This window comes from Methylomonas sp. EFPC3, assembly GCF_029643245.1.
Taxonomy (GTDB): domain Bacteria; phylum Pseudomonadota; class Gammaproteobacteria; order Methylococcales; family Methylomonadaceae; genus Methylomonas; species Methylomonas koyamae_B.
In genome coordinates, this window is sequence record NZ_CP116398.1 from 764,695 (window position 1) to 787,183 (window position 22,489).

General features: G+C 55.3%; 9 protein-coding genes and 2 riboswitches. Of the genes, 6 read left to right on the plus strand and 3 right to left on the minus strand.

From position 1 onward, the window contains the following. Positions 1-117 precede the first annotated feature (117 nt). Positions 118-1,791: a formate--tetrahydrofolate ligase gene (locus tag PL263_RS03455; protein WP_278211697.1), complete on the minus strand. Its 1,674-nt coding sequence runs from the start codon at positions 1,789-1,791 to the stop codon at positions 118-120. 203 nt (positions 1,792-1,994) lie between these two features. Beyond that, positions 1,995-2,672: a ribose-5-phosphate isomerase RpiA gene (rpiA, locus tag PL263_RS03460; RefSeq protein ID WP_140912831.1), complete on the minus strand. Its 678-nt coding sequence runs from the start codon at positions 2,670-2,672 to the stop codon at positions 1,995-1,997. Positions 2,673-2,824: 152 nt separating this feature from the next. Here rpiA and ilvA point away from each other — a divergent pair, with 152 nt between their 5' ends. Then, on the plus strand, positions 2,825-4,348 hold the full coding sequence (ilvA, locus tag PL263_RS03465) for a threonine ammonia-lyase, biosynthetic (RefSeq protein WP_278211698.1): 1,524 nt from the start codon (positions 2,825-2,827) through the stop codon (positions 4,346-4,348). Positions 4,349-4,420: 72 nt separating this feature from the next. Continuing rightward, entirely contained in the window at positions 4,421-5,203 is a 783-nt protein-coding gene (gene ppk2 / locus PL263_RS03470) for a polyphosphate kinase 2 (protein ID WP_278211699.1), read from the plus strand. A gap of 359 nt (positions 5,204-5,562) precedes the next feature. On the opposite strand, the gene PL263_RS03475 is transcribed toward ppk2, so the two are convergent. Further along, entirely contained in the window at positions 5,563-6,675 is a 1,113-nt protein-coding gene (locus tag PL263_RS03475; RefSeq protein ID WP_278211700.1) for a hypothetical protein, read from the minus strand. A gap of 443 nt (positions 6,676-7,118) precedes the next feature. After that, a riboswitch (cyclic di-GMP riboswitch) is annotated at positions 7,119-7,200 on the plus strand. A 40-nt stretch (positions 7,201-7,240) separates the two neighbouring features. Here PL263_RS03475 and PL263_RS03480 point away from each other — a divergent pair. The 4 genes from PL263_RS03480 to PL263_RS03495 all read left to right on the plus strand — a co-directional run bounded on the left by PL263_RS03480 (position 7,241) and on the right by PL263_RS03495 (position 22,184). Beyond that, positions 7,241-8,026, plus strand: coding sequence for a VPLPA-CTERM sorting domain-containing protein (locus PL263_RS03480; protein ID WP_278211701.1), 786 nt, complete (start codon positions 7,241-7,243; stop codon positions 8,024-8,026). 62 nt (positions 8,027-8,088) lie between these two features. Continuing rightward, the gene (locus PL263_RS03485; RefSeq protein ID WP_278211702.1) at positions 8,089-9,765 is read left to right on the plus strand and encodes a hypothetical protein; all 1,677 of its coding nucleotides are present in this window, start codon (positions 8,089-8,091) and stop codon (positions 9,763-9,765) included. A gap of 144 nt (positions 9,766-9,909) precedes the next feature. Next, complete coding sequence (locus tag PL263_RS03490; RefSeq protein WP_278211703.1) at positions 9,910-11,634, plus strand: POTRA domain-containing protein; 1,725 nt, start codon at positions 9,910-9,912, stop codon at positions 11,632-11,634. Between the two features lie 307 nt (positions 11,635-11,941). Continuing rightward, a riboswitch (cyclic di-GMP riboswitch) is annotated at positions 11,942-12,019 on the plus strand. Between the two features lie 40 nt (positions 12,020-12,059). Further along, a complete protein-coding gene (locus PL263_RS03495) occupies positions 12,060-22,184 on the plus strand; it encodes a filamentous haemagglutinin family protein (RefSeq protein ID WP_278211704.1) in 10,125 nt (3,374 codons plus the stop codon). Positions 22,185-22,489: the final 305 nt, after the last annotated feature.

Here is a 22,489-nt window from a genome sequence, read left to right on the forward strand (position 1 = left end):
TTGGCGCTCGCAACTCCGACAAAGAAAGAATAGCGAATCCCTCGCAGCATCGAGAGATTCGCCGGGTTAATTAGCCAAGGGCTCGGGGCCGCGGCGGCGGCCGTCCTGCCAAATCGGTTAGAACAGGCCGCTAATCACGCCGTCGTCGCTGATATCGATACGTTCGGCGGCCGGGACTTTCGGCAGGCCGGGCATGGTCATCATGTCGCCGGCGATAGCGACGATAAAGCCGGCGCCGTTGGCGAGACGCACTTCGCTGATTTCCACGTTATGGCCGCTGGGCGCGCCCTTGGCGTTGGGATTGGTCGAGAACGACATTTGGGTCTTGGCCATGCAGATCGGGAAGTGGCCGTAGTTAGCTTGCAAGGCCTTGATGTCGGCCATGACTTTCGGGCTGGCGCTGACGCTGCCGGCGCCGTAAAGCTTGGTGGCGATGGCTTCGATCTTGTTCCACAACGGCAGCTCGTCGTCGTAAACGTAATTGAAGGCCGGCTCGCGGTTATCGACAATGTTCAACACCTCGCGCGCCAGCTCTTCCGCCCCGGCGCCGCCGTGCGCCCAATGCTTGGCGATCACGCATTTGGCGCCCAAGCTTTCGCATTGGTTTTTCAGCCATTGGATTTCGGCGTCGGTGTCGAAGGTGAAATGGTTGATGCTGACCACGCACGGCAGGCCGTAGTGGTTTTTGATGTTGCTCAGGTGGCGTTCCAGGTTGGCGAAGCCTTTTTCCAACGCGGCCAGATTTTCCTGGTTCAATTCGTCCTTAGCCACGCCGCCGTGGAATTTCAGCGCCCGTACTGTCGCCACCAACACCACCGCCGACGGCTTCAGACCGGACATGCGGCATTTGATGTCCAGAAACTTCTCCGCGCCCAAATCGGCGCCGAAGCCGGCCTCGGTGACTGCGTAATCGGCCAGTTTCAGCGCGGTTTTGGTGGCAGTGACGGTGTTGCAGCCGTGGGCGATGTTGGCGAACGGGCCGCCGTGGATGATCGCCAGATTGTTTTCCAGGGTTTGCACCAGATTGGGTTTGATCGCGTCTTTCAACACCGCCGCCATCGCGCCGTGGGCGTTCAGGTCGCGGGCGTAAACCGGGGTGACTTTGTCCGATTTGTAGCCGATGACGATGCGGCCCAGGCGCTCTTTCAAATCGGCGCGGCTGGTGGCCAGGCACAGAATCGCCATCACTTCCGAGGCAACGACGATGTCGAAGCCATCTTCGCGCAGATAGCCGTTGGCTGCGCCGCCCATGCCGACCACGATCTTGCGCAAGGCGCGGTCGTTCATGTCCATCACCCGCTTCCATTGGATGCGGCGCGGGTCGATGTCCAGCTTGTTGCCGTGGTTGATGTGGTTGTCGATCAGCGCCGACAGTAGGTTGTGGGCGATGCCGATGGCGTGGAAGTCGCCGGTGAAATGCAGGTTGATGTCTTCCATCGGCACTACCTGGGCGTAGCCGCCGCCGGCTGCGCCGCCCTTGACGCCGAAGCAGGGGCCCAGCGACGGCTCGCGCAAACAGATGATGGTTTTCTTGCCGATGCGATTCAGTGCATCGCCCAAACCGACCGTGGTGGTGGTTTTGCCTTCGCCGGCCGGGGTCGGCGAAATGGCGGTGACCAGTATCAATTTACCGTCGGCTTTATCGGTCAGACTGTTGACGTATTCCAGGGAAATTTTGGCTTTGTAATGGCCATATGGGTCGAGATGTTCGGCCGGGATGGCGAATTTTTCTCCGGCCAAATCGATAATAGGGCGCATTTTTGCTTGTTGGGCAATTTCGATGTCTGACATGTTGAATATCCTGGATACTAAATTAAAGCTCGAAGCGGCGAGGAGACCGGCTGACGGCGGAAATGGCGGCTATTTTAGAGGGCAACGGCCGCAGCAGCCAGAAAAAATCGGCGGAGCGGCGTCTTTTATGACCTGCCGAGGGCAGGGCGGAACAACTAACGCTTGCCGCCCGGTGGCGGCAAGCTTGCTTAGACAGGCGGCAATCAGTAACTGATGACTTCGCTACCTTTACCGACCAACACTACGTCGGCGTCGCGCATCGCGAACAGGCCGTTGGTGATGACGCCGGGGATGTTGTTGATCGCTTGTTCGGTGCCGACCGGGTCGACAATGCTCATATTGTGCACGTCCAGAATCTCGCAGCCGTTGTCGGTGATGTAGGGTTGGCCGGTTTCCTTGTTCATGCGCAAGATCGGTTGGCCGCCCAATTTCACCAATTGGCGGGCGACGAAGCTGCGTGACAGCGGCAGCACTTCCACCGGCAGCGGGAACTTGCCCATCACGTCGACGCACTTGGTCTCGTCGACGATGCAGACGAATTTCTTGCTGGCGCCGGCGATGATTTTCTCGCGGGTCAGCGCGCCGCCGCCGCCTTTCAACATTTTGCGGTGCGGAGTGACTTCGTCGGCGCCGTCGACATAAATGTCCAGGTCGCCGCTGTCGTTCAATTCAATGACTTTAATGCCGATCGATCTGAGGTGCTCGGTGGTTTTGATCGAGCTGGACACGGCGGCTTCGATGTCGTTTTTGAAGTTGCAATCGGCCAACTGGTTAATCAGATGCGTCACCGTCGAGCCGGTGCCCATGCCGATGATCGGTACGTTTTTCAGGTATTGCAATGCGGCGGCGGCGACTTGTTTTTTTAATTCGTCTTGAGTCATGTGTGATGGTCCTGATGGTTATGCTCTTATGAATCCTGACACGGCTTTCAACCCGTCATTGTGTGGGATAATACCCGATTAACGCTGATCGCTCAGCAGTTTTTAAGGCCAGGAATGCGCGGCGCGACAGGATGCTGGCGCCGAGGATAGCGATGCTGAATTACATAGAAAAAATATTGCGGGCCCGGGTTTACGACGTGGCCGAGGAAACCCCGCTGGACTATGCGCCGACCTTGTCCGAGCGGGTCAACAACCGGGTCTATCTGAAGCGCGAGGACCTGCAGCCGGTGTTTTCGTTCAAGCTGCGCGGCGCGTATAACAAAATTGCGTCGTTGACGCCGGAGCGGACCGCCAACGGCGTGATCGCCGCCTCGGCCGGCAATCATGCCCAGGGCGTCGCGTTGGCGGCGAAACGGCTCGGCATCAAAGCCTTGATCGTGATGCCGAAAACCACGCCGGAAATCAAAGTCAAATCGGTCAAGGCGCGCGGCGCCAAAGCCGTGTTGCACGGCGACTCCTACGACGACGCCTACGCTCACGCCATGGAATTGGCCGCCGAGAAAGGCATGACCTTCATCCACCCTTACGACGACCCGGACGTAATCGCCGGCCAGGGCACGGTGGCGATGGAAATTTTGCGCCAGCGCAACGGCGAGATTCACGCCATCTTCGTGCCGGTCGGCGGCGGCGGCTTGATTGCCGGCATCGCCGCCTACGTCAAATTCGTGCGGCCGGAGATCAAAGTTATCGCGGTCGAGCCTGACGACGCCGATTGCCTGAATCAGGCCTTACGCGCCGGTGAGCGGGTGGTGTTGGAGCAGGTCGGCCTATTCGCCGACGGCGTCGCGGTCAAGCAAATCGGCGCGGAACCGTTTCGGATTGCGCGCCAGTTCGTCGACGAGGTGGTTACGGTCGGCACCGACGAAATCTGCGCGGCGATCAAGGACATTTTCGACGATACCCGCTCGGTGGCCGAGCCGGCCGGCGCCTTGGCCGTGGCCGGCCTGAAAAAATACGCCGAACTGAACGGTTTGCAGCAACAAACCCTGATCGCGATCGACAGCGGCGCCAACATCAATTTCGACCGGCTGCGCTATGTTGCCGAGCGGACCCAGGTCGGCGAGCATCGCGAGATTTTGCTGGCGGTGGCCATTCCCGAGTCGCCCGGCAGTTTCCTGAAATTCTGTAAAGCGCTGGGCAAACGCAACATCACCGAGTTCAATTACCGTTATTTCGACCCGGCCATGGCCCAGGTCTTCGTCGGCATCAGCAGTAGCGGCGCCGAGACCGACCGGCAGCAATTGCTGGAGCATTTGGCCGCAGAAGGCTTTGCCGTGACCGATATGACCGGTAACGAATTGGCCAAGGACCACATCCGGTACATGGTCGGCGGCCATGCACCCTACGATGTCAAAGAACGGGTTTACAGTCTGCAATTTCCGGAGCGGCCCGGCGCCTTGCTGAAGTTTTTGATGGCGTTGGGCAGCCAATGGAATATCAGCCTGTTCCATTACCGCAACCACGGCGCCGCATTCGGCAAGGTGTTGATCGGCTTGCAGCTCGGCGATGCGGAAGCGGTGCATTTCGAACAATGCCTGAACGCGTTGCAACTGCTTTACCGGCAGGAGACCGGGAACCCGGCCTACCGCTTGTTTGCCGGCGGTGCTTCGACTTAGCCCGGTTTCGGCAAAAACTCCGGGAGCGTGCTATTTTCCAGTAAACCCTTCAACCCGGAACAGGCGGCGGACATGAGCAAAAAACACCAAAAACAGGCCGAGGCACCCGATTACAAGGACGTGCTACACGAATTGCAGGTGGAACTGGTCAAGCTGCAAAATCACATCATCAAGCACGGCGACAAGATTTTGATTTTGTTCGAGGGTCGCGACGCCGGCGGCAAGGATGGCGCCATCAAGCGCATCATCCAGCATCTCAGTCCGCGCGAAATCCGGGTGGTTGCGTTGGGCAAGCCGTCCGACCGCGACAACAGTACCTGGTATTTTCAACGCTATACCGCGCATTTGCCGGCGGCGCAGGAGTTGGTCCTGTTCAACCGCAGTTGGTACAACCGGGCCGGGGTGGAGCGGGTCATGGGCTTTTGCAGCGACGACGAATACCACGAGTTCATCGAAACGGTTTCGCATTACGAGCAACTGCTGGTGCGCTCCGGCATCAAGTTGCTGAAGTATTACCTGGACATCAGCAAAGGCGAACAAAAAAAACGTCTGGGCCAACGCCAGAAAGACCCGTTAAAACAATGGAAAATCAGCCCGATCGACAAGGAAGCGCAAAAGCACTGGCAAGCCTACAGCGAGGCGCGCAACATCATGTTCGCCAGAACCCACCACTTATCGGCGCCGTGGACCATCGTCAAAGCCGACGACAAAAAACTGGCCAGAATCAATTTGATCAAGGATTTGCTGTTCCGGCTGGACTACAAAGGCAAGAACGAAGCACTGGTGTTGCCGGACGCCGATATCGTGTTCAGTTACGAAGAAAGTTATCTGCACAACGGCATGATTGCGCCGTGACCGGAGCGGTTTCGGCCGGAGTACACCGCCGCCGTTGACGCGGCATCGGCTTGGTCCGGGAAGGCTGGCAATGCCAGCCTTCCCGCGGCCCGATCGTAATCACACCCGACGGCCAGGATTTTTCAGCACCCCACTGGCCCAACCGACCGCTACCGACACCCCTTGCGCCGGAATCCGACCGTCGTCTCCGGTCCAGCTCCGGCCGCGCCGGAAGATTGCTCGCCTCCACTCGCCTTGATCGAAACCGCCCAATTTGGCACAAGGCTATTGAGCTGTGTCGAACCGGCCTTGACTTTTGTCTCCCCAAACGAGCGCCTGCACGCGTTGCCTTGTAACGGGCTTCAGGAATTTCGCCGGTTTCACAGGCTTAATTCGCCCGATGCAACTTGTTTTACCGGAATGCAGGCGGGGCAGGATACCTGCAGCAACTCGCCGCTATGGCGGTGGCGGATCGGCCGGGCCCGGCCGTCGGTTTGGTTCATGGCCTGAAATAGCCGGTTTTCCTCGGCGATCACTTCATGTTCGTGTTCGAAAGGATACAGCCCCGGCGCCAAGCCGCCGCCGGCGATGAAGTGTTCGCTATCCAACAGCATCAATTTGGCGTGCAGCAATTCGTGCAATAAAGCGTCGGCCGGAGCGATGCTGCACGCCGGGGTAGCGTCGCAGCCGGGGTCGCCGAGCAATTGCGCGCCGAGGCGGGTATCGAAACGGATCGTCACGCTGCTGATGCCGAATTGGTTACCGAATGCCACGGTTTGCCAAGCGCCGGCCTGGTAATCCAACCCGATTTTTTGGCCGCGTAATTCGCCGATCAGCGCTACTGCCTGCGGATAACGCGAAAAATAGTCCGCGATGGTTTGCAGATCGGCGTTGACAGTGGGTGGGTCGCCTGATTTTTTTTGGTAGAGCGATTGCAGGAACTCGGCGATGTCGGCTGCCGCGGCGGAATCAACCTGCACGTTCGTCTGTTTTTGGCTGTAGGCGGCGAGTACTTGCGCCGCTGACGGCGGATGCCGGTGGCGCAAACGAATCACACCATCGCCGGTGTTGGCGCTAGCGCCGAGCGGACTTGGCAAATGCTGGCCGGCCACCACGTTGACCGGCAAGAGTTCATCGGCGCCGACGCTACGCGAGACCGCGCTGAGGCCGATACAAAAACTCAATACCAGGCCGATGCCGCGGCGGCGGTTGGCGTCGGCCCAGGTTTGCTCGCGGCGGCGGGCATCTTCCTTCAGGTACAGCGCATAGCGTTCGGCGATGGCTTGCAATTCGGCGAAGGCCGCCGGCTCGTTCCGGCTCAGGTCGGCTTGGCAGACCAGGGCCGGGCGGCCGCCGATTTGGCAGGGATGCAGAAAATTGCAATCCGGGTGCTGCAGATACCAACGGTTCAACGCCGAGGTTAGGCCGGCTAAGTCGCCGATCGGCGGCTGTGCGCCGGCAAAGGCCTGGTGCAAAAGGTCGATTTCTGTCATGCGGGAAGGTTCTGGTTTGAGTCTGCCGGCGCGGGGCCAAGTGGTTCAGCCACTGTAGCAGCCGCGTAACCAGACCGGCAAGCCTTGCTTGTCTTTTTGCGCTCGCTACGCCGAGTCTGAGCGATTAGGAAGATTTAGCAACCAATACAACAGCATAGCCATGGCCTGAATCCCAGATTCGCGCGGCCGTGTAATACAAATGTATTACGTTTCATCAAACTGTAACCGACGCGTAACGAAAAACCTCGATTTCAACTGAAATAATTTGCCGCAACTGGAACTGCGCCGGAATGCGCGATGGTTCGCACAGTTAGGGATTGGACAGGGAGCAGGGACGGCACGCAGACGGAGCGGCGAGGGAAGAGGTTAGGGAGTAGGCGGTGGATACAAAAATGGTAGCGGGGAGAGCGGCGCCATCTCGGTGCATTGGTAAGACTAAGGAAGTGTGTAAAAGCCAAACCCGTCGCGAGGCGGGGACGGAAAGCTACGGATGTTGCCGCCAGGCAAGATGGCCGGGTTGTCACCTTGTGTATTTATTTAATTTTTAAATCATCAAGGAAACAAAATGAAAAATCTGAACAAAGCGTTATTAGCTACAGCTCTTTTGGCATCTTCAGCGGGTGCGAATGCGGCGATTTGGGCGTCGTCAAACACCGGTGCAAATGAAGCGTTTTTGTCTGTTTACGACAAAACTCAAAAAACCACGTTTACGCTGGATTTGGGTGTAACTTACAACGACTTCTTCAACAACAAGGATAATGCTGCTTATTCATTGTCTTTTGATTTGAACGCTCTGACTGCTGGTTCTCCAAATGCAAAATGGAGCACTTTCGCTGCCAATATGGATGCCGCCAATACTTCTTGGGGTGTAATGACCACTAACGCTGCAAAGATGTTTGTTACCGGCGAAAAATCTATTGCGAAATTTGCCACTTTGAACGCAGCTAGCAGTGTTGCAACTGTGATCAGAGGTCATGTTAGTCAAATCAACACTGGCGCATTAGCCGACAACGCTGGCGTTGCCAACGCTAACCAAGCGTCGACCAACCTTAGCTCTATCGTAGTCGATTCGGATACAGCCGGTACCGGTCAACATAACCAAAACCTGCCGTTCGCTACTATTTTTGGCCAAGTATCAGCAGCTGATGCGGATATCAATGGTTCAGAAGGCGCATTCTGGTTCTACAACCAACAAAACGGCAACAGCCAAACCTTGCAAAGCTGGCATATGAATTTGGCTGCAGGGAAATTGACTTACGCTGCTCCAGTACCTCTGCCTGCTGCGGTTTGGATGTTTGGCGCCGGTTTGATGGGCGTTTTGCGTTCTACTCGCCGTAAATACGCTGCATAAGACTCGAATCGGGGCGTTTTCCGCCCCGATTACCTTTATTACGTTCAATGAGAGACAATTTTATGAAAAAGTTAGTATTAGGCGTGGCTATTGCCGCAACGCTGTCTTCGGCAGGTGCGCAAGCTGCTTGGACATTCGGTCCGACTGGCGTCCCGGTGATTAACTCTGCCACCACCTACACTGTGCATTTGTCTGGTGCTTCTGCGGCGGAAAAATTCCTGGAAAAGCTGTTCACAGACGCAACTATCGCTGATAGCGAGCAAATCTGCGATACGACCAAGCCGATCTGGAAATTTCAAGATCCTGCAGCGACTGAGCAATATGCGTATCTGTGTGAAAGAGCACCGGCAAACACCTCGTTGCCGACTGGTAAAGCAAACATCTTGATCTACAAACGTAGCGCCGGCGGTTCTGCGTTCGGTGTCAGCCCTATTGTTGCCGAAGCTAACGGCGATACCGCGGGCGCTTCTATCGAGTTCTTGAAAATCTCCAGTTCAACCACCTTTGCTAACGGCGGGTGCGATGTGGTGTCTAATCCGGTTGCGGGTACCAGCAGCTCTAACGGTACTTTAGGCGTCGTGAAGTGCGCTTACGATCCGGCTAACCCTGCCAGACATGAAAAGAAAATTCCTGATTTTGGCGTTTCCGACGTCGACCCTGGTCAATTCAAAGGTGTTAATGCTCCAATCGATCCGGCAACCGGTTCACCGTATCCGGACGTCTCTACCGACGACGTCTCTAAACTCACTGTAAAGGCTGCTGCTGCTGTGGCGTTCGGCGTGCCTGTGACCAAAGGTTTGTACTTCACGCTGCAAGCGGCACAAAAAGTGACCGGCCAAGTGCCGTCCACTTGCGCCGTGGGTGACGAAACCGAAGCCTGTATGCCTAGCCTGACCAGTGCCCAGGTGGCTTCAATTCACGGCGGTCAGTTATCTGATTGGAATCAGCTGAAAGTAGGTACTCAAGGTCTATACGACTGGGCTGTGGCTCAAGGTACTTTGACAGCTTATTTGCCAGCGGCGGGTAAAAGTTTTCTGCATACCTGCCGCCGCGAAAACGGCTCCGGTACTCAAGCACAATCCAACATCAAATTCTTGAGTAATCCGTGCAACCCAAGTGCGTTAGTTCCTGCTGGTGACGCGGCAGTGGTAGGTGCTGCCGAGGGTGATGGTTACCCAATGGTCCATGAGAATTCCACTTCTGGCCGAGTCGACGAGTGCTTGAATGAGTTGAATGACGGTGTCAACAACTTGGGTACTGCCTTCAATAATACTTTCGGTAAACGTTGGGCGGTGGGTATTCAGTCTCTGGAAAAATCCACCACCACCTCTTCCAAGTACCGTTTCGTCAAAGTTGACGGCGTCGCGCCGAAATTGGCTAACGTCGTAAACGGCAGATACAAGGATTGGGCGGAAAATACTTTCCAATACTGGCCTTCTCATGCATTCGAAAGCTTGCCGTTAGTTGACGCGTTGATCAAATCTGCGGCATCTCCAACGGTAATGAGTAAATTGAATACGTTCTCTCAGACATTCCATAACGCTAGCGCTCCTGTCAGCGAGAAAGGTGCTTTCCTGGCCGTACCGACTAACTATGCGCCGGAAGCCAACGGTGTATATAGCTTCAGCAGACCGGTAAACCCTTATACCCACGCTACGACCAGCGCCGGCGCTGACGCTTGCCGTCTGCCCTCAGTCTACAACGACAGTGCATCGGCTCTGGGCGACTCTCAACTGTAAGGAATCGTAACCGGGGCAACCCCGGCCGGAGCCAGGGACGGCTCCACACCTGCAAAACCAGCCGTTTTCGGACGTCTGGTTTTGCTGTTTCAGGGGCTGTTACGGCGGTAAGCAACGGTAACAGCACTGTCATAAAGTTTTAACGTGGCAGAAATAGAATTCACGGCTACCGGTTTTCAACGGGAAAACCGGGCTTTAGGAAACAACATCATTTTTATGCAGGACACCGGAACGATAGCGTGCAAGCCATGGCTCAGGCTGGTTTGCGCCGCAGCAACCCTGATGACGGTTGCACAGGCAAATGGGGCGACGGCACAGGCAGCGCCGGAGCAAGCCGTAGCGGTGCAGGGTGCGGCCGAGCCGCAAGCGCCGGCAACCTTCGATTTGCTGGAATTGCGGGTCAAGGGCAATACCTTGCTCGACAAAAAACAACTGGAACGCACGGTCTACCACTTTCTCGGCCCCAACAAGAGCATCGACAACGTCGAAGCCGCCCGCGGCGCCTTGGAAGACTTGTACCGCACCAACGGTTATCAGACCGTCGCGGTCGACATTCCGGAACAGGATGTCAAGAACGGCGTGGTCTATCTGCAAGTAGTGGAAGGCAAAGTATCGCGCTTGCGGGTCAAAGACAGCCGCTATTTCTCGCTGGGCAAAATCAAGGCCGGCGTGCCTGAATTGGCGGAAGGCAACGTGCCCAACTTCAAGAGCATGCAACAGCAATTGACGCAACTGGCCGGGCAAAGCCCGGACCGGCAGATCGTGCCGGTGCTCCGCGCCGGCGAGACCCCGGGCACGCTGGAAGTGGATTTGAACGTCAAGGACGAACTGCCGGTTCACGGCAAGGTGGAATTGAACGGCCGCAATACCTCCAGCACCTCGCGCTTGCGACTGGTGTCTTCGCTGCGTTACGACAATCTGTGGCAGGAGATGCATAGTGCGTCGCTGATGTACCAAGTCTCGCCGGAAAACAATCAGGAAGTCGACGTTTGGGCCGGTACCTATGCCATGCCGCTGTTCGACAGCGACAGTCGGCTGGCCTTGTATGCGGTCAGTTCGTCTTCCAACGCGCAAATCGCCAACGCCGGCGCCTTGTCGGTGATCGGTATCGGTAACATCTACGGTGCCCGCCTGGTCAAGCCCTTGAAACCCTTGGCGGATTACTTTCATACCGCGACCTTGGGCATGGATTACAAGGACTTTCAGGAAGACGTGAATCTGCTCAGCGCTGATTCGATCAAGACGCCGATCAGCTACGCACCGTTTCTAGCGCAATACAGCGGTAGCCTGCGCGGCGCCGAATCGTTTACCAGTTTCGACATAGGCGCGCATTTCTCCTTCCGCGGTTTGGGCAATAACCAGAAGGAATTCGAGAACAAGCGCTATCTGGCCAAAGCCAACTACCTGTTTTTGACCGGCGATTTGAAATTCCAGCACGACCTGCCGCTGGGCATGGAAGTTTACAGCCACGTCGCGGCGCAAGTGGCCGATACGCCGCTGATCAGTAACGAGCAATTCTCGTTGGGCGGCGACGAAAGCGTGCGCGGTTATTTCGAGACCCAGGCGCTGGCCGACGATGCCGTGTTCGGTTCGGTGGAACTGCGCTCGCCGCATCTGGGGCCGAGCGACTGGGAGTTTCTGAACAAATTCAAGCTGCTGGGTTTCCTGGACGTCGGCCGCGGCTGGATCAAGAACGCCTTGCCGGGCAACGTCCGCAGCAATTTCCTCAGCGGCGGCGGCTTCGGTGTGCGGTTTCAAATGTGGCGCAAACTCAGCGGCGCGCTGGATATCGGCATTCCGTTCACGACCCTGGCGCCGGTGCAAAGCGGCGATCCGCGCGTGCATTTTAATATTGCGACCGAGTTTTAAAATAATACGAAGCAGTATTTTTTAATGTATTTGTAATATTTATTTAATTGGGTTTTGGTTTTCAAATTCGTTGTTGTCATAATATTGACATAATTTTATTTAATACCTTGGTACAATTATTAATTCAGGTTTAAATATTAAACTGAGGTTTGTTGGTTTTTAATAAATTTTGTCGAATATGCGCAATTAGGGGTCGTTTGATAATTGGGTCTATCTGGTAATTAAATTGCGCGGTGCCGAATAACTTTTTGATCGACTTACCCATGACGACGCGAATTTATTGAAAATAAATTGAAGTAGTTAAATTTCATTCTAAAGCCAAACCCGTTGCGAAGCGGGGACGGAAAGCTACGGGTCTTTATGCTAAGACAGCCGGGTTGCCGCCAGAGCGCTGGTGTACCTTAATTGATCGAGGCAACCTAGACATGGCCAAATCCGCGGCATTTCCACGGCAGACATCCTGCGAACCGTTCCGACTCAATCCTTTGGTGGCTTGCGTCCGTCTGGCGCTGACCGGCGGCATGCTGGTGGGCAGTGCCAGTGCGGCTTGGGCGGACACCGGCCTGCCGGTTCCGGCGGCAACTTGGGTCACCAGCGGCGCCGCGACCAACCAGATTATCGGCAATACCCTGCGCATCGATCAAACGACCGACAAAGCGATTTTGAACTGGGACAAGTTTAACGTCGATGCGGGAAAGACCGTCCAGTTCGTGCAGCCGAATAGCCAATCGATCGCTTTGAATCGGATCAATCAGCAAGACCCCAGCCGAATCTTCGGCCAGATCATCGCCAACGGCCAGATTTACCTGTACAACAAAAACGGTTTCGTGTTCGGTAAGGAAGCGGTCGTTAATGCCAATAGCTTCATGGCGAGTACCTTGAACATTACCGATCAGATTTTCAATCGAGGTATAGCGAAAGTTTACGATGAAGACGGTGGAGCAGCGCTTGCTATCGAACCGATGCAACCCGGCGACGCCTTAGACCCTAAGACGGTACAAATACTCATTGAGGCGGGCGCCAAAATTCATACGGATAAAGCCGGGCGTATCATTATTGCCGCTCCCAAAATCGAGAATAGAGGCACTCTAACGTCCGAAGAGCAGGGTCAGGTGATTCTCGCTGCGAGCCAGGACAAGGTTTATCTACAACCAGCCGACAAAAACAGTCCGTTTGCCGGTTTGATAGTGGAAGTGGATACCGGCGGTAAGGTTTCCAATTTTGGCGATATTGTCGCCAGACAAGGCAACGTGACCATGGCCGGTTTTGCCGTGAATCAGCAAGGCCGCATCAACGCCACCAGTTCGGTTAAGGTTAACGGCTCGATTCGTCTACTTGCACAGGAACAGCACGGTAAGCTTGGCAATACGTTGGTAGCCACCAAAACCAGCCGTGATACGGACCTGGGCGACGGCCTGGGAACCGAGGCCAAAACCACTTTGGCTGCGGGTAGCGTGACTCAAGTGGTTGCGGATCAAGCCGGAGGAAGTGCTATCGACGAGCAAGCGCAACCGAATGCTTATATCGAAATTACCGGCAACACCGTGCATATGCAATCCGGCGCAACGGTCAAAGCGCCCTCCGGCCAGGTCAATATCAAAGCCACGGACAATTTAGCCACTCCAACGCTAGGAACCAAGGGCCGGATTTATTTTGAAAAAGGAGCTGTGGTCGATGTTTCCGGGACTAAAGGTGTCGTAGCGCCTATCGAGCGCAATGTAGCTGAAATTTCCGTACAAAGTTTTGAGTTACGCGACGCGCCGGTTCAGAGAAGCGGTATTTTGAAGGGAGAGACCGTTCGCGTCGATTTGAGAAAAGGTTCGAAAATTGTCGATACCAGTGGCGCCAAGGCAAGGGTAAGTCGAGGAATTGACGAACGGCTGGGAGAAGGCGGGCAAATCAATTTATCATCCAGCGGCGACATTATTGTTAACGATGGCGCAACTTTCGATATCTCCGGCGGTTATGTGGATTATCAGGGCGGTTATATCAATACCACCAAACTGATGACCGACTATGGGCGGATTGTGGATATCAGCGACGCCGATCCCAAAGAGACCTACATTGCCATAATCGGCCAAGTCACCCAGACCCACAAGAAGTGGGGGGTGGAAAAGATTTGGAATTCGCTCGGACAATTGGGGCAGGGTACGTATGAGCAGGGTTATCGTGAAGCCAATGCCGCCGGATCATTGAATATTAAATCGCCTAATATGGCTTGGAATGGGCGTTTGATCGCCGGTAGCGACGCCGGCTTGTACCAGCGTTCGCCAAGCGCGCGTCCTGACGGTGGAACTTTTATTTTCGATTCAGCGGCATTTGCCAACTCGTTTTCGAACGTGCGTTTCCAAACCGGCAAGGACTCGGTAAGCATTGGCCTGAATCAATTGTTTCCGACGAATGACAAGGGCAAACCAGTTGATCTGGTGCTTTCTACCGATTTAACCAATCGTTCCAATGTGCAGCATGTCGTTGTCAGCGTAAACGGCAGCGCGACGGTCGCTGAGGACGCCAATATTCGAATGGTGCCGGGTGCAGAGTTTTCTGTGCAGGCGCTTGGCAGTGGTCACCCCATGTCCGCCAACGGCGACGGCGCGGCAATTAACGTGCTCGGACAAGTTCATGCGGCCGGAGGCTCGATAACCTTGAACAGCGGCCTGCTAACGGACAGCGAAGGGAATAAGGTGCTGGAGTTGCCCAGCGACTTGCATATCGGTTCGAAGGCGGTTCTGGATGTATCGGGGCGCTGGGTTAACGATCTTCAGGCTGGTTTCGATGCGGCGCAGACGGATCCGCTTTACTTGGACGGCGGCAGCGTCAAACTTAGCTCGGTCGGTAATCTTTATGTGAAGGCCGGTTCCTCGATATCTGCGGATGGCGGTGCCCAACTGAAATTGGATGGTGATATTGTTGCCGGTAAGGGCGGCAGTATCGGTTTGAGCGCCAAAGGGCCAGTGGGGCAAGCTTCGACCGTACACCTCGATGGTCTAGTGCGTGCCGCGTCGTTGACCAAAGGTGGTAGTTTATCGATCAGCAGCGGTGAAATACTGATTGGAGATGTACTCGTATCGGCTTTGACAGATCCTATGCGTCTGACGGTGACTAACGGCGGTTTTGGTTTCGATCAGGAATCAGGGTTCTCCGAAATTAAGCTGAATAGTAATTTTGCCGGGTTGACGGTCGCTGCCGCAACTCAATTGGATTTAAAAAACAAAAATCTGGTACTGGATGCCTCGTACCTGAGCCGGTCGTCCGGCCATAGTCTTCGGGATTTTTCCCATTTAGAGTTATTGCCGGAAAACCTGCGGCAAGCTTTCAATTTGGAGTTGAGCTCCCAGTTGGATACCCGCATCGAAACCGGCAGCGCGGTCATCGCCGACAAAGGTTCGTCAATAACCTTGCTGAGTAACAGCGGCAACATTTTTGTCGATGGTCTATTGCAAGCCCTGGCCGGGCGAATTTCCCTGGAAATACGTCCAACCATAGCTCAAGAGTATTTGGCGAGTCAGGCGATATGGGTTGGCGGCAACGCCAACTTATCCGTTGCCGGCACGACACGCCTGAATCCGGTCGACCAATTCGGCTATCAAAGCGGCCAAGTACTAGACGGCGGTGTGATCAATTTCTATGCCGAGCGCGGCGCGGTGGTCCTGGAAGAAGGCTCGAAGCTCAACGTTTCCGGCACTAGAGCGCCCGTTGATATTTTGCAACCTTCAACCCGGTTGGGTTTCACGTACGCCAAAAAAATCGTCGGTTCCAACGCCGGTTCGATAAAAATCGCCGCCGCCGAGGGGGTGGTCATGGACGGTTCGATGTCGGCACGGGCCGGCTCGCCGGAGCTGTTGGGCGGTTCGCTGGCGGTTTCACTGAACCGCTCCCGGCGGTTTTTGCCTGACCAACCGAATATACCGTTTCCGACCGATCCATTGGTGATCAATATCGTACAGTCGGCGCCAAGATCATTGTCCAGAACGGCTAAATTCGGCGACGATTTTGCGGGTGATCTACTCGGCAAAGCCCTGTTGCGGGCGGATTTGGTGGACGCCGCCGGTTTTGCCGACGTGTCCTTAAGCAGTATCGGCAGCGTCGGATTTTTGGGGGACGTGCAGCTTAAAGCCGCCGAGCGCATTAGGATTGATGCCTCGGCCATCAATGCCGTGGGCATCGATGGCGGTGCCGCCGGTACTATCCGTCTGGACACCGGTTTCTTGCAAATCGGCTCCAGTCTGGATCGCAACTTGGCAAACAACGCCGATGCGGGCGAAGGTCGTTTCACTGCCAACGCGCGTTGGATTCAACTGAACGGCGCTACCCAGTGGAACGGTTTTAACCGGATTGCGTTGATTAGCGCTCACGATATTCGGGGCGTCGGTTTGCGTAACGGCGACGAGCAACGCGATTTTGTCGGCGGCTTGGTGACCGCAGCGAATTTGGATTTGCGGGCGACGCAGATTTATCCGACCACGTTGAGCGATTTCACGTTTGCGGTCGTTAATAATCCTGAAGGCACAATCACGATTTCCGGTAGCAATACCGACGCATCGCCATTGTCTGCCGGCGGTAACTTGACTTTTAAGGCGGCGCAGATCAACCAGAACGGCGTATTGAAGGCGCCGTTGGGGACTATCAACCTGCAAGCTACATCGAAAATGACAGTGGGCGACAACAGCGTGACCTCGGTTTCCGCCAAGGGCATGGTGATTCCGTTTGGCGCGACACAGGGCGGCCTGGATTGGCTTTACCCGTTGGACGATATACGCAATCTGGTGTTCGAAGCCGCGCCGGAAAAGAGGGTGATTTTCGATGCGCCGGAAATTGATATCAAAACCGGCAGCCGCATTGACGTGTCGGGTGGCGGCGATCTTCAGGCTTATGAATTCCAGCCCGGCGCGGGCGGTTCGTTCGATTATCTGCAGCCGGGCCGCGCATCTTACCAGGGCGGTTTTGCGATTTTGCCGACTTTGGGTAGCCAGTTGGCACCCTACGACCATTACGAGTCGCAAAATTTTCCGTATGCGCCAGGTTCCACTATTTACTTGAGCGGTAGTGACGAGTTGCCGGCAGGTGAATACGCGATTTTGCCAAGCCATTACGCCTTGTTGCCTGGTGCGTTCCTGATTACACCGCAAGCCGGTACCCAAGACCTGACTGTCAGGCAGTCCACTGTTGATGGCCTATCCGTCGTGTCCGGTTACTTTATTCATGCCGGCAGCCGTGCGGCTGATGCCAGGACCGGTGGCTTCAAAATCGAAAACGGCGCGGATGTCCGACAAAATTCCAGCTATGACATCAATCGGGGAGATCAGTTTTTCACCCGGAACGCCTTGAAGAAAGATGCGCCGCGTCCCGGGTTGTCGATTGATGCCGGCCAAATCTCTTTGGTGGCGCAGACCCGTCTGGTCATGGATGGCCTTTTCATCAGCGACGCGCTGGCCGGCGGGCGCGGTTCGAAAATGGATATTGCCGCGAATCGTATCGTTGTCACCAACCAACTCAGCGATACGCCGATTTCCGGAACGTTGGAAATTCTGGCCGAGAATTTGAACAAATTACGCGTCGGTAGCTTGTTGTTGGGCGGCGCGCGTAGCCGCAACAAGGGCAACGCCAACGAAACCGATTTGGCTGTTACGGCACAGGAAGTAGTGTTCGACGCGGATACCGAGATTCACGGTAGCGAATTTGCCGTGGCCGCGACCGAAAACGTCGAATTGCAAAGTGGTGCCAAATTGATTGCAGATCGGGCCCTAAGCAGCAGCGATAGCGTATTCAACGTCAGCGGCAATGGCGCGTTGTTAAGGGTTTCCAGTAGCGGGCAAGTGGCCCTGAATCGCACTGGTACGAACGGAACGGCCGGCCAGTTGAATCTGGCGGAAGGTTCCGTATTGAAAACGGATAAAGGTTCGATTCTTTTGGATGCCAGCCAGTCGTCGCAATTGCTCGGCGACATCGATATGACTGGCGGCTCGTTAAATCTGGCGGCCAACGTCATCAATATCGGTGAAGTTGGCGGATTGACCGGCAATGCGTTGAATTTATCCAACCGCAAATTGACCGACCTGACCGTCGACGAATTGATTTTGACCGCGCGCGATAGTATCGGGGTGTACGGTAACGTTGGCCGATTGGCGGCGGACGGCGAATTCCAACGAGACGATAACGGCGATATTCGGGCGATTTACTTTGACCATTTGGCGATCAACGCTGCAGGTCTTGCCGGTTACGGCAGCGGCACCAGCCATGCAAAGTTGGCGTCCGGCAGGCTGGATTTGCATAATCTAGCCGGTGCCGGCAATCACCAAGCCGCCGACGGTACCGGTCATCTGGATCTCAGCGCCGATACCGTGGTGATGGGTAAAGGCCTGTTCACGTTGGCCGGGTTTGATAAAGCCAACCTGACTGCCAATAAAGTCTTCACCGCCAGCAACGTCGGTTCGTTGCAAGTTAGCAAGGATTTGAACCTGAATGCCGGCCTGTTGACGGCGGACGGCGGCAGCAAGTTGACGGTCAATGTCGGCGGCCAAGCGAATGTCATCGGTTTGAGCGGCGGCGCGACCACCGCCAACGGTTTCGGCGGGGCGATCGAATTTACAGCGGATACGATAAGCTTCAATGCCAAGGCTTTGCTGCCTTCCGGTAGTTTGGGGCTTACAGCGTTGAAAGGTGACGTGATTTTGGGTAACCAGGCCAGTATCGATTTGGCCGGACGCAAGGTCGTTTTTGCCGATAAGGCGGTTTATACGTCGGGCGGCCATTTCCGGGCCGCTGCCGATCACGGTATCGTCAAGACCGGGGCGGATTCGCTGGTTAGTGTCAACAGCGGCGGCAATGGCGCGGCTGGCGGCAGCGTGGAGTTTGCCGCTGCCGAAAAATCGGTGGTATTGCTGGGTAAATTGCAAGCCAAGGAGGGTAGTGCGGCGTTCGATGTCGGCGGATTCGACCCTGCGATCCGTTTCGATCAGTTGATGTCGGTAGTGGCCGGCGCCGGGGTAAACCAGTCGATTTATCTGCGTTCGCGTGGCGATGATATTCTGCAAAAGGGTGTGGCGATTAATGCCAAGGAAATTACGTTGGTCGCCGATCGTGGCTCGATCAATCTGGATGCTGGGGTTCATGCCGATGGCACCGGTCAGGGCGGCAATGTCAACCTGTATGCCGGTGACCGGATCGTACTGGCGACCGGTGCCGATCTAACCGCAAACGGTACCCAGGTTGGTGCCAAGGGCGGTAAGGTGTTGCTGTCGGCGGTGGATGCCGATGGCGACAATATCAGCGGCATCGATATTCAGGCTGGTTCGAACATTTCGGTGTGGGGCAACGGCGCTGAGGGCGGTTCGGTAGTATTGCGGGCCTTGCGTACTGCTAACGGCATCAATGTGCAACCGGTTGCCGGCAAGGTGGAAGGCTTCAGCAAGTTCTACGCCGAAGGCGTCAAAAAATACGCCAATGCCGATTTAGGCAACGATGGCCAAATCAATGCAGCCGATATTACCAAGATTCAAAACCAGACTTCGGTTTACATGACGGCTGCGAACATGCACAACGTCGCGGATTTGGCCGACGGTTTGCGTTTGGTAGCCGGCGTTGAAATCAATTACACCGGTGATCTGGCGCTCAAGGATAAATGGGATTTGATGGGATGGCGTTACGACGATGTGGCCGATACCAACCTCTGGGACGATGTTGCCGGCGGTTTGGTGATTAAAACCACGGGCGATTTTAACGTGGAAAAATCACTGTCTGACGGCTTTAAAAACGTAACCTTCACCTATAGCGGCGGTTCGGCAACCATCGTCGATAAATTGCAGGGTGGCGAATCGTGGTCCTACCATTTGGTGGCGGGCGCCGATAAAACCAGCGCGGATATTAATGCTACCGGCAACACGGGCACGATGAAACTGAGCTCCGGTGCCGTGATCAGGACCGGTAGCGGCGATATGCATGTTGTGGCGGGCAAGGATATTGCCTTCACCGATGGTTCGTCGTCGATTTACAACGCCGGCCGGCCGACTCAGGACTCGCCCTACGGCACGCTGAAAGACCGTTTCGTCGGCCTGTTGTTTTATACCGAATATCCGGTGGCCGGTGGTGATTTGACTCTGAAAGCGGGCGGTAATATCGACGGGGCGGTCGTCAATAATAACGACTTCAACGACTGGTTGTTCCGTATCGGTAACTGGAAAGCCGACACCGCCGACCACAGCGGGCAGCGGGCAACTGCCTGGGGTGTGACCGTTGGTTATATACCGACTAATAACCCCAATCTGCAATTTCAGAACGCGGCCGCAACTACGGCTAAACAATCCTTTTTTCGACAAAATGTCGGTTCATTCGGCGGCGGCAACGTTAAAGTCTCGGCTGGCGGTAATATTAATAATCTAGACGTCATGATGCCGACCACCGGCAAGCAAATAGGGGTTGCAGATAATAGTACCGCCGGTAGCTTTGACTTTTTATCGAATCAGGTTCAGGTCAACGGCGGCGGTACGATGGCCGTGGTGGCCGACGGAGATATTGTCGGCGGCAGTTATTTCTTGGGCAAGGGCAGTGGTAATTTGACGGCGGGCGGCCAAATTACCGGCGGTGACCGTTTCAAGAAGGGCCCTATGCTGTTGCTGGGAGATACTCGTTTCAAGGTTAGTGCCGGCAACGGCGTCACTCTGACCGGCGCGTCAGATCCTATGATTTCCCACAAGGCCGACGTCAATTTTTTTAGTTACAGCGAAACTAGTGCGCTGGATATTGACTCCTTGTCTGGAGATGTGCTGCTAGCGGCCAACGGTAGGATTTTTCCAAGAACCAATACGAACTCAAATCAGCAAGCGTTGACGCCTATTTATCCGGCGTCGCTGAATGCGGTTGCCCACGGCGGTAGTTTGCGGATTGCAAATGAAATTGTCTTGTTTCCGTCGGCGCAAGGCAATTTGAATTTATTCGCGAAGCAGGATATCAGCGGCGAGGTGGGTATTCGATTCGGTATGTCCGATGCGGATCGGAGTTTGTTGCCTGACGCTGAAACACCGGTGGCTCGGAATAATATGGCCGATGTTGTAGGCCGGGTCAGTCCTTTCGGCGCGCAGCCTAAATTGTTGCACGCCACAATTCCGGTTCATCTCGGTGATGATCAGGCGGCACGCTTGGTAAGTTTGCAAGGCGATATCAAAAACGTCGAGTTCAATTTTCCGAAGAAAACCCTGGTGAAGGCGGGGCACGACATAGTCAACTTATCGTTATCGCTGCAACATGTTAACGATGACGACACTACGCTAATCGAAGCCGGCCGCGACGTGCGTTATACCAGCGATCGCGACCCCGAAACGGGCGGTCTGCTGGATAATTCTGCAAAAATCGCAGTGGGCGGTCCGGGTGAGCTGTTGGTAAAAGCCGGTCGCAACGTCGATCTCGGCGCATCCGGCGGTATTTCGACGGTAGGTAACCTAGTCAATACCAGTTTGGCCGAGCATGGCGCTAATTTGACAATCTTAACCGGTGCCAACGGCGAATTGGATTATGGTGGCTTTATCGAGACCTATTTGACTCGAAATCCACTCTATGCCCAAGCAAATACGCAGTTGAAATCGCTGATTACAGGGTTTATGCGTCAGCGCCTGAATGACGAATCCGTAACCGACGAAACTGCGTTGGCTGAGTTTGCCAAATTGAAGTCGTCGGATTTTGTTGAGATTCAGCCCAAGCTCAATGCCATTTTGTTGCCGGTGTTCTTTAACGAAATTAAAGAGTCGGGTAAAGCATCTGCCGGAAAGACTAGTACCAACAGCCAACGAGGTTACGACGCGATAAGCCATTTATTTTCGGACAGCGATTGGCGCGGCGATTTGAGTATGTTCTTCAGCAAAATTCAAACTGTCGATGGCGGTAACGTAAACTTGGTTGTGCCCGGTGGATTCGTCAACGTAGGTTTGGCTACTTCTTTCGCGGGAGCAAAGCCACCGTCGGAGCTAGGGATTGTGGTGCAACGGCAAGGCAATGTTAACGTCATGGTCGACGGAGATTTCATGGTGAATACCTCGCGCGTGTTCTCTCTGGATGGCGGCGATATTATGGTTTGGTCATCAAATGGAAATATCGACGCGGGACGAGGCGCGAAGTCGGCAATCGCCGCACCGCCTCCGGTAATCAGTTTCGATGATAAAGGTAATATGAAAATTGAGTTTCCGCCCGTCGTTTCCGGTAGTGGTATTCGGACGGCTGCAAGTTCGGAAGGTATGGAAGCCGGCGACGTGTTCCTGTTCGCGCCGAAAGGCGTGGTCGACGCCGGTGAAGCCGGTATCGGCGGCAAGAACGTGTTCATCGCCGCGACGGCGGTACTCGGTGCGCAAAACATTCAGGTCAGCGGCGTCGGCACCGGCGTCCCGGTCGCGGCCACCGGCAGCGTCGCCGCCGGTTTGACCGGAACCAGCAACCTGAACGCCGGCGTCAGCCAGATGGCGGAAAGCTCGGTCAACAACAGCGTCGGCAAGGACAACGGCAACTCCATCGCCAAGGCGATACTGGGCATGCTCAGTGTTGAATTATTGGGCTTCGGCGACTAGCCGAAGCCGGCGGAATTGGCTGGTTCCAACGATTTTCCGCTGATTGTTATACGCATGTTCGTTTGCTGACCGTCATTCCGGCAGTGAGCGCCGGAATCCAGGCTGCAAGGATAGCTCGAAGCTACCATCCATGGTGTTGGATGCCCGAGTCCTGCCGGCATTACGGCACTTCGCTGGTGCCCACGGTTCCCCTTGGAAACCCGTACCGAGTTGACCGGCCCGCAGGTATTCCCACGCCGTAACGTCGGAACGAGGGGAATCCGGTCGCAACCGGAATGGTCGGTAAATTTCACGAAAATGTCATA

Bases quoted from the DNA above. Each gene is read 5' to 3' on its own strand.
- PL263_RS03495 (WP_278211704.1), top strand. From the start codon at position 12,060: ATGGCCAAATCCGCGGCATTTCCACGGCAGACATCCTGCGAACCGTTC.
- ilvA (WP_278211698.1), top strand. From the start codon at position 2,825: ATGCTGAATTACATAGAAAAAATATTGCGGGCCCGGGTTTACGACGTG.
- PL263_RS03475 (WP_278211700.1), bottom strand. From the start codon at position 6,675: ATGACAGAAATCGACCTTTTGCACCAGGCCTTTGCCGGCGCACAGCCG.
- PL263_RS03485 (WP_278211702.1), top strand. From the start codon at position 8,089: ATGAAAAAGTTAGTATTAGGCGTGGCTATTGCCGCAACGCTGTCTTCG.
- PL263_RS03455 (WP_278211697.1), bottom strand. From the start codon at position 1,791: ATGTCAGACATCGAAATTGCCCAACAAGCAAAAATGCGCCCTATTATC.
- rpiA (WP_140912831.1), bottom strand. From the start codon at position 2,672: ATGACTCAAGACGAATTAAAAAAACAAGTCGCCGCCGCCGCATTGCAA.
- PL263_RS03480 (WP_278211701.1), top strand. From the start codon at position 7,241: ATGAAAAATCTGAACAAAGCGTTATTAGCTACAGCTCTTTTGGCATCT.
- ppk2 (WP_278211699.1), top strand. From the start codon at position 4,421: ATGAGCAAAAAACACCAAAAACAGGCCGAGGCACCCGATTACAAGGAC.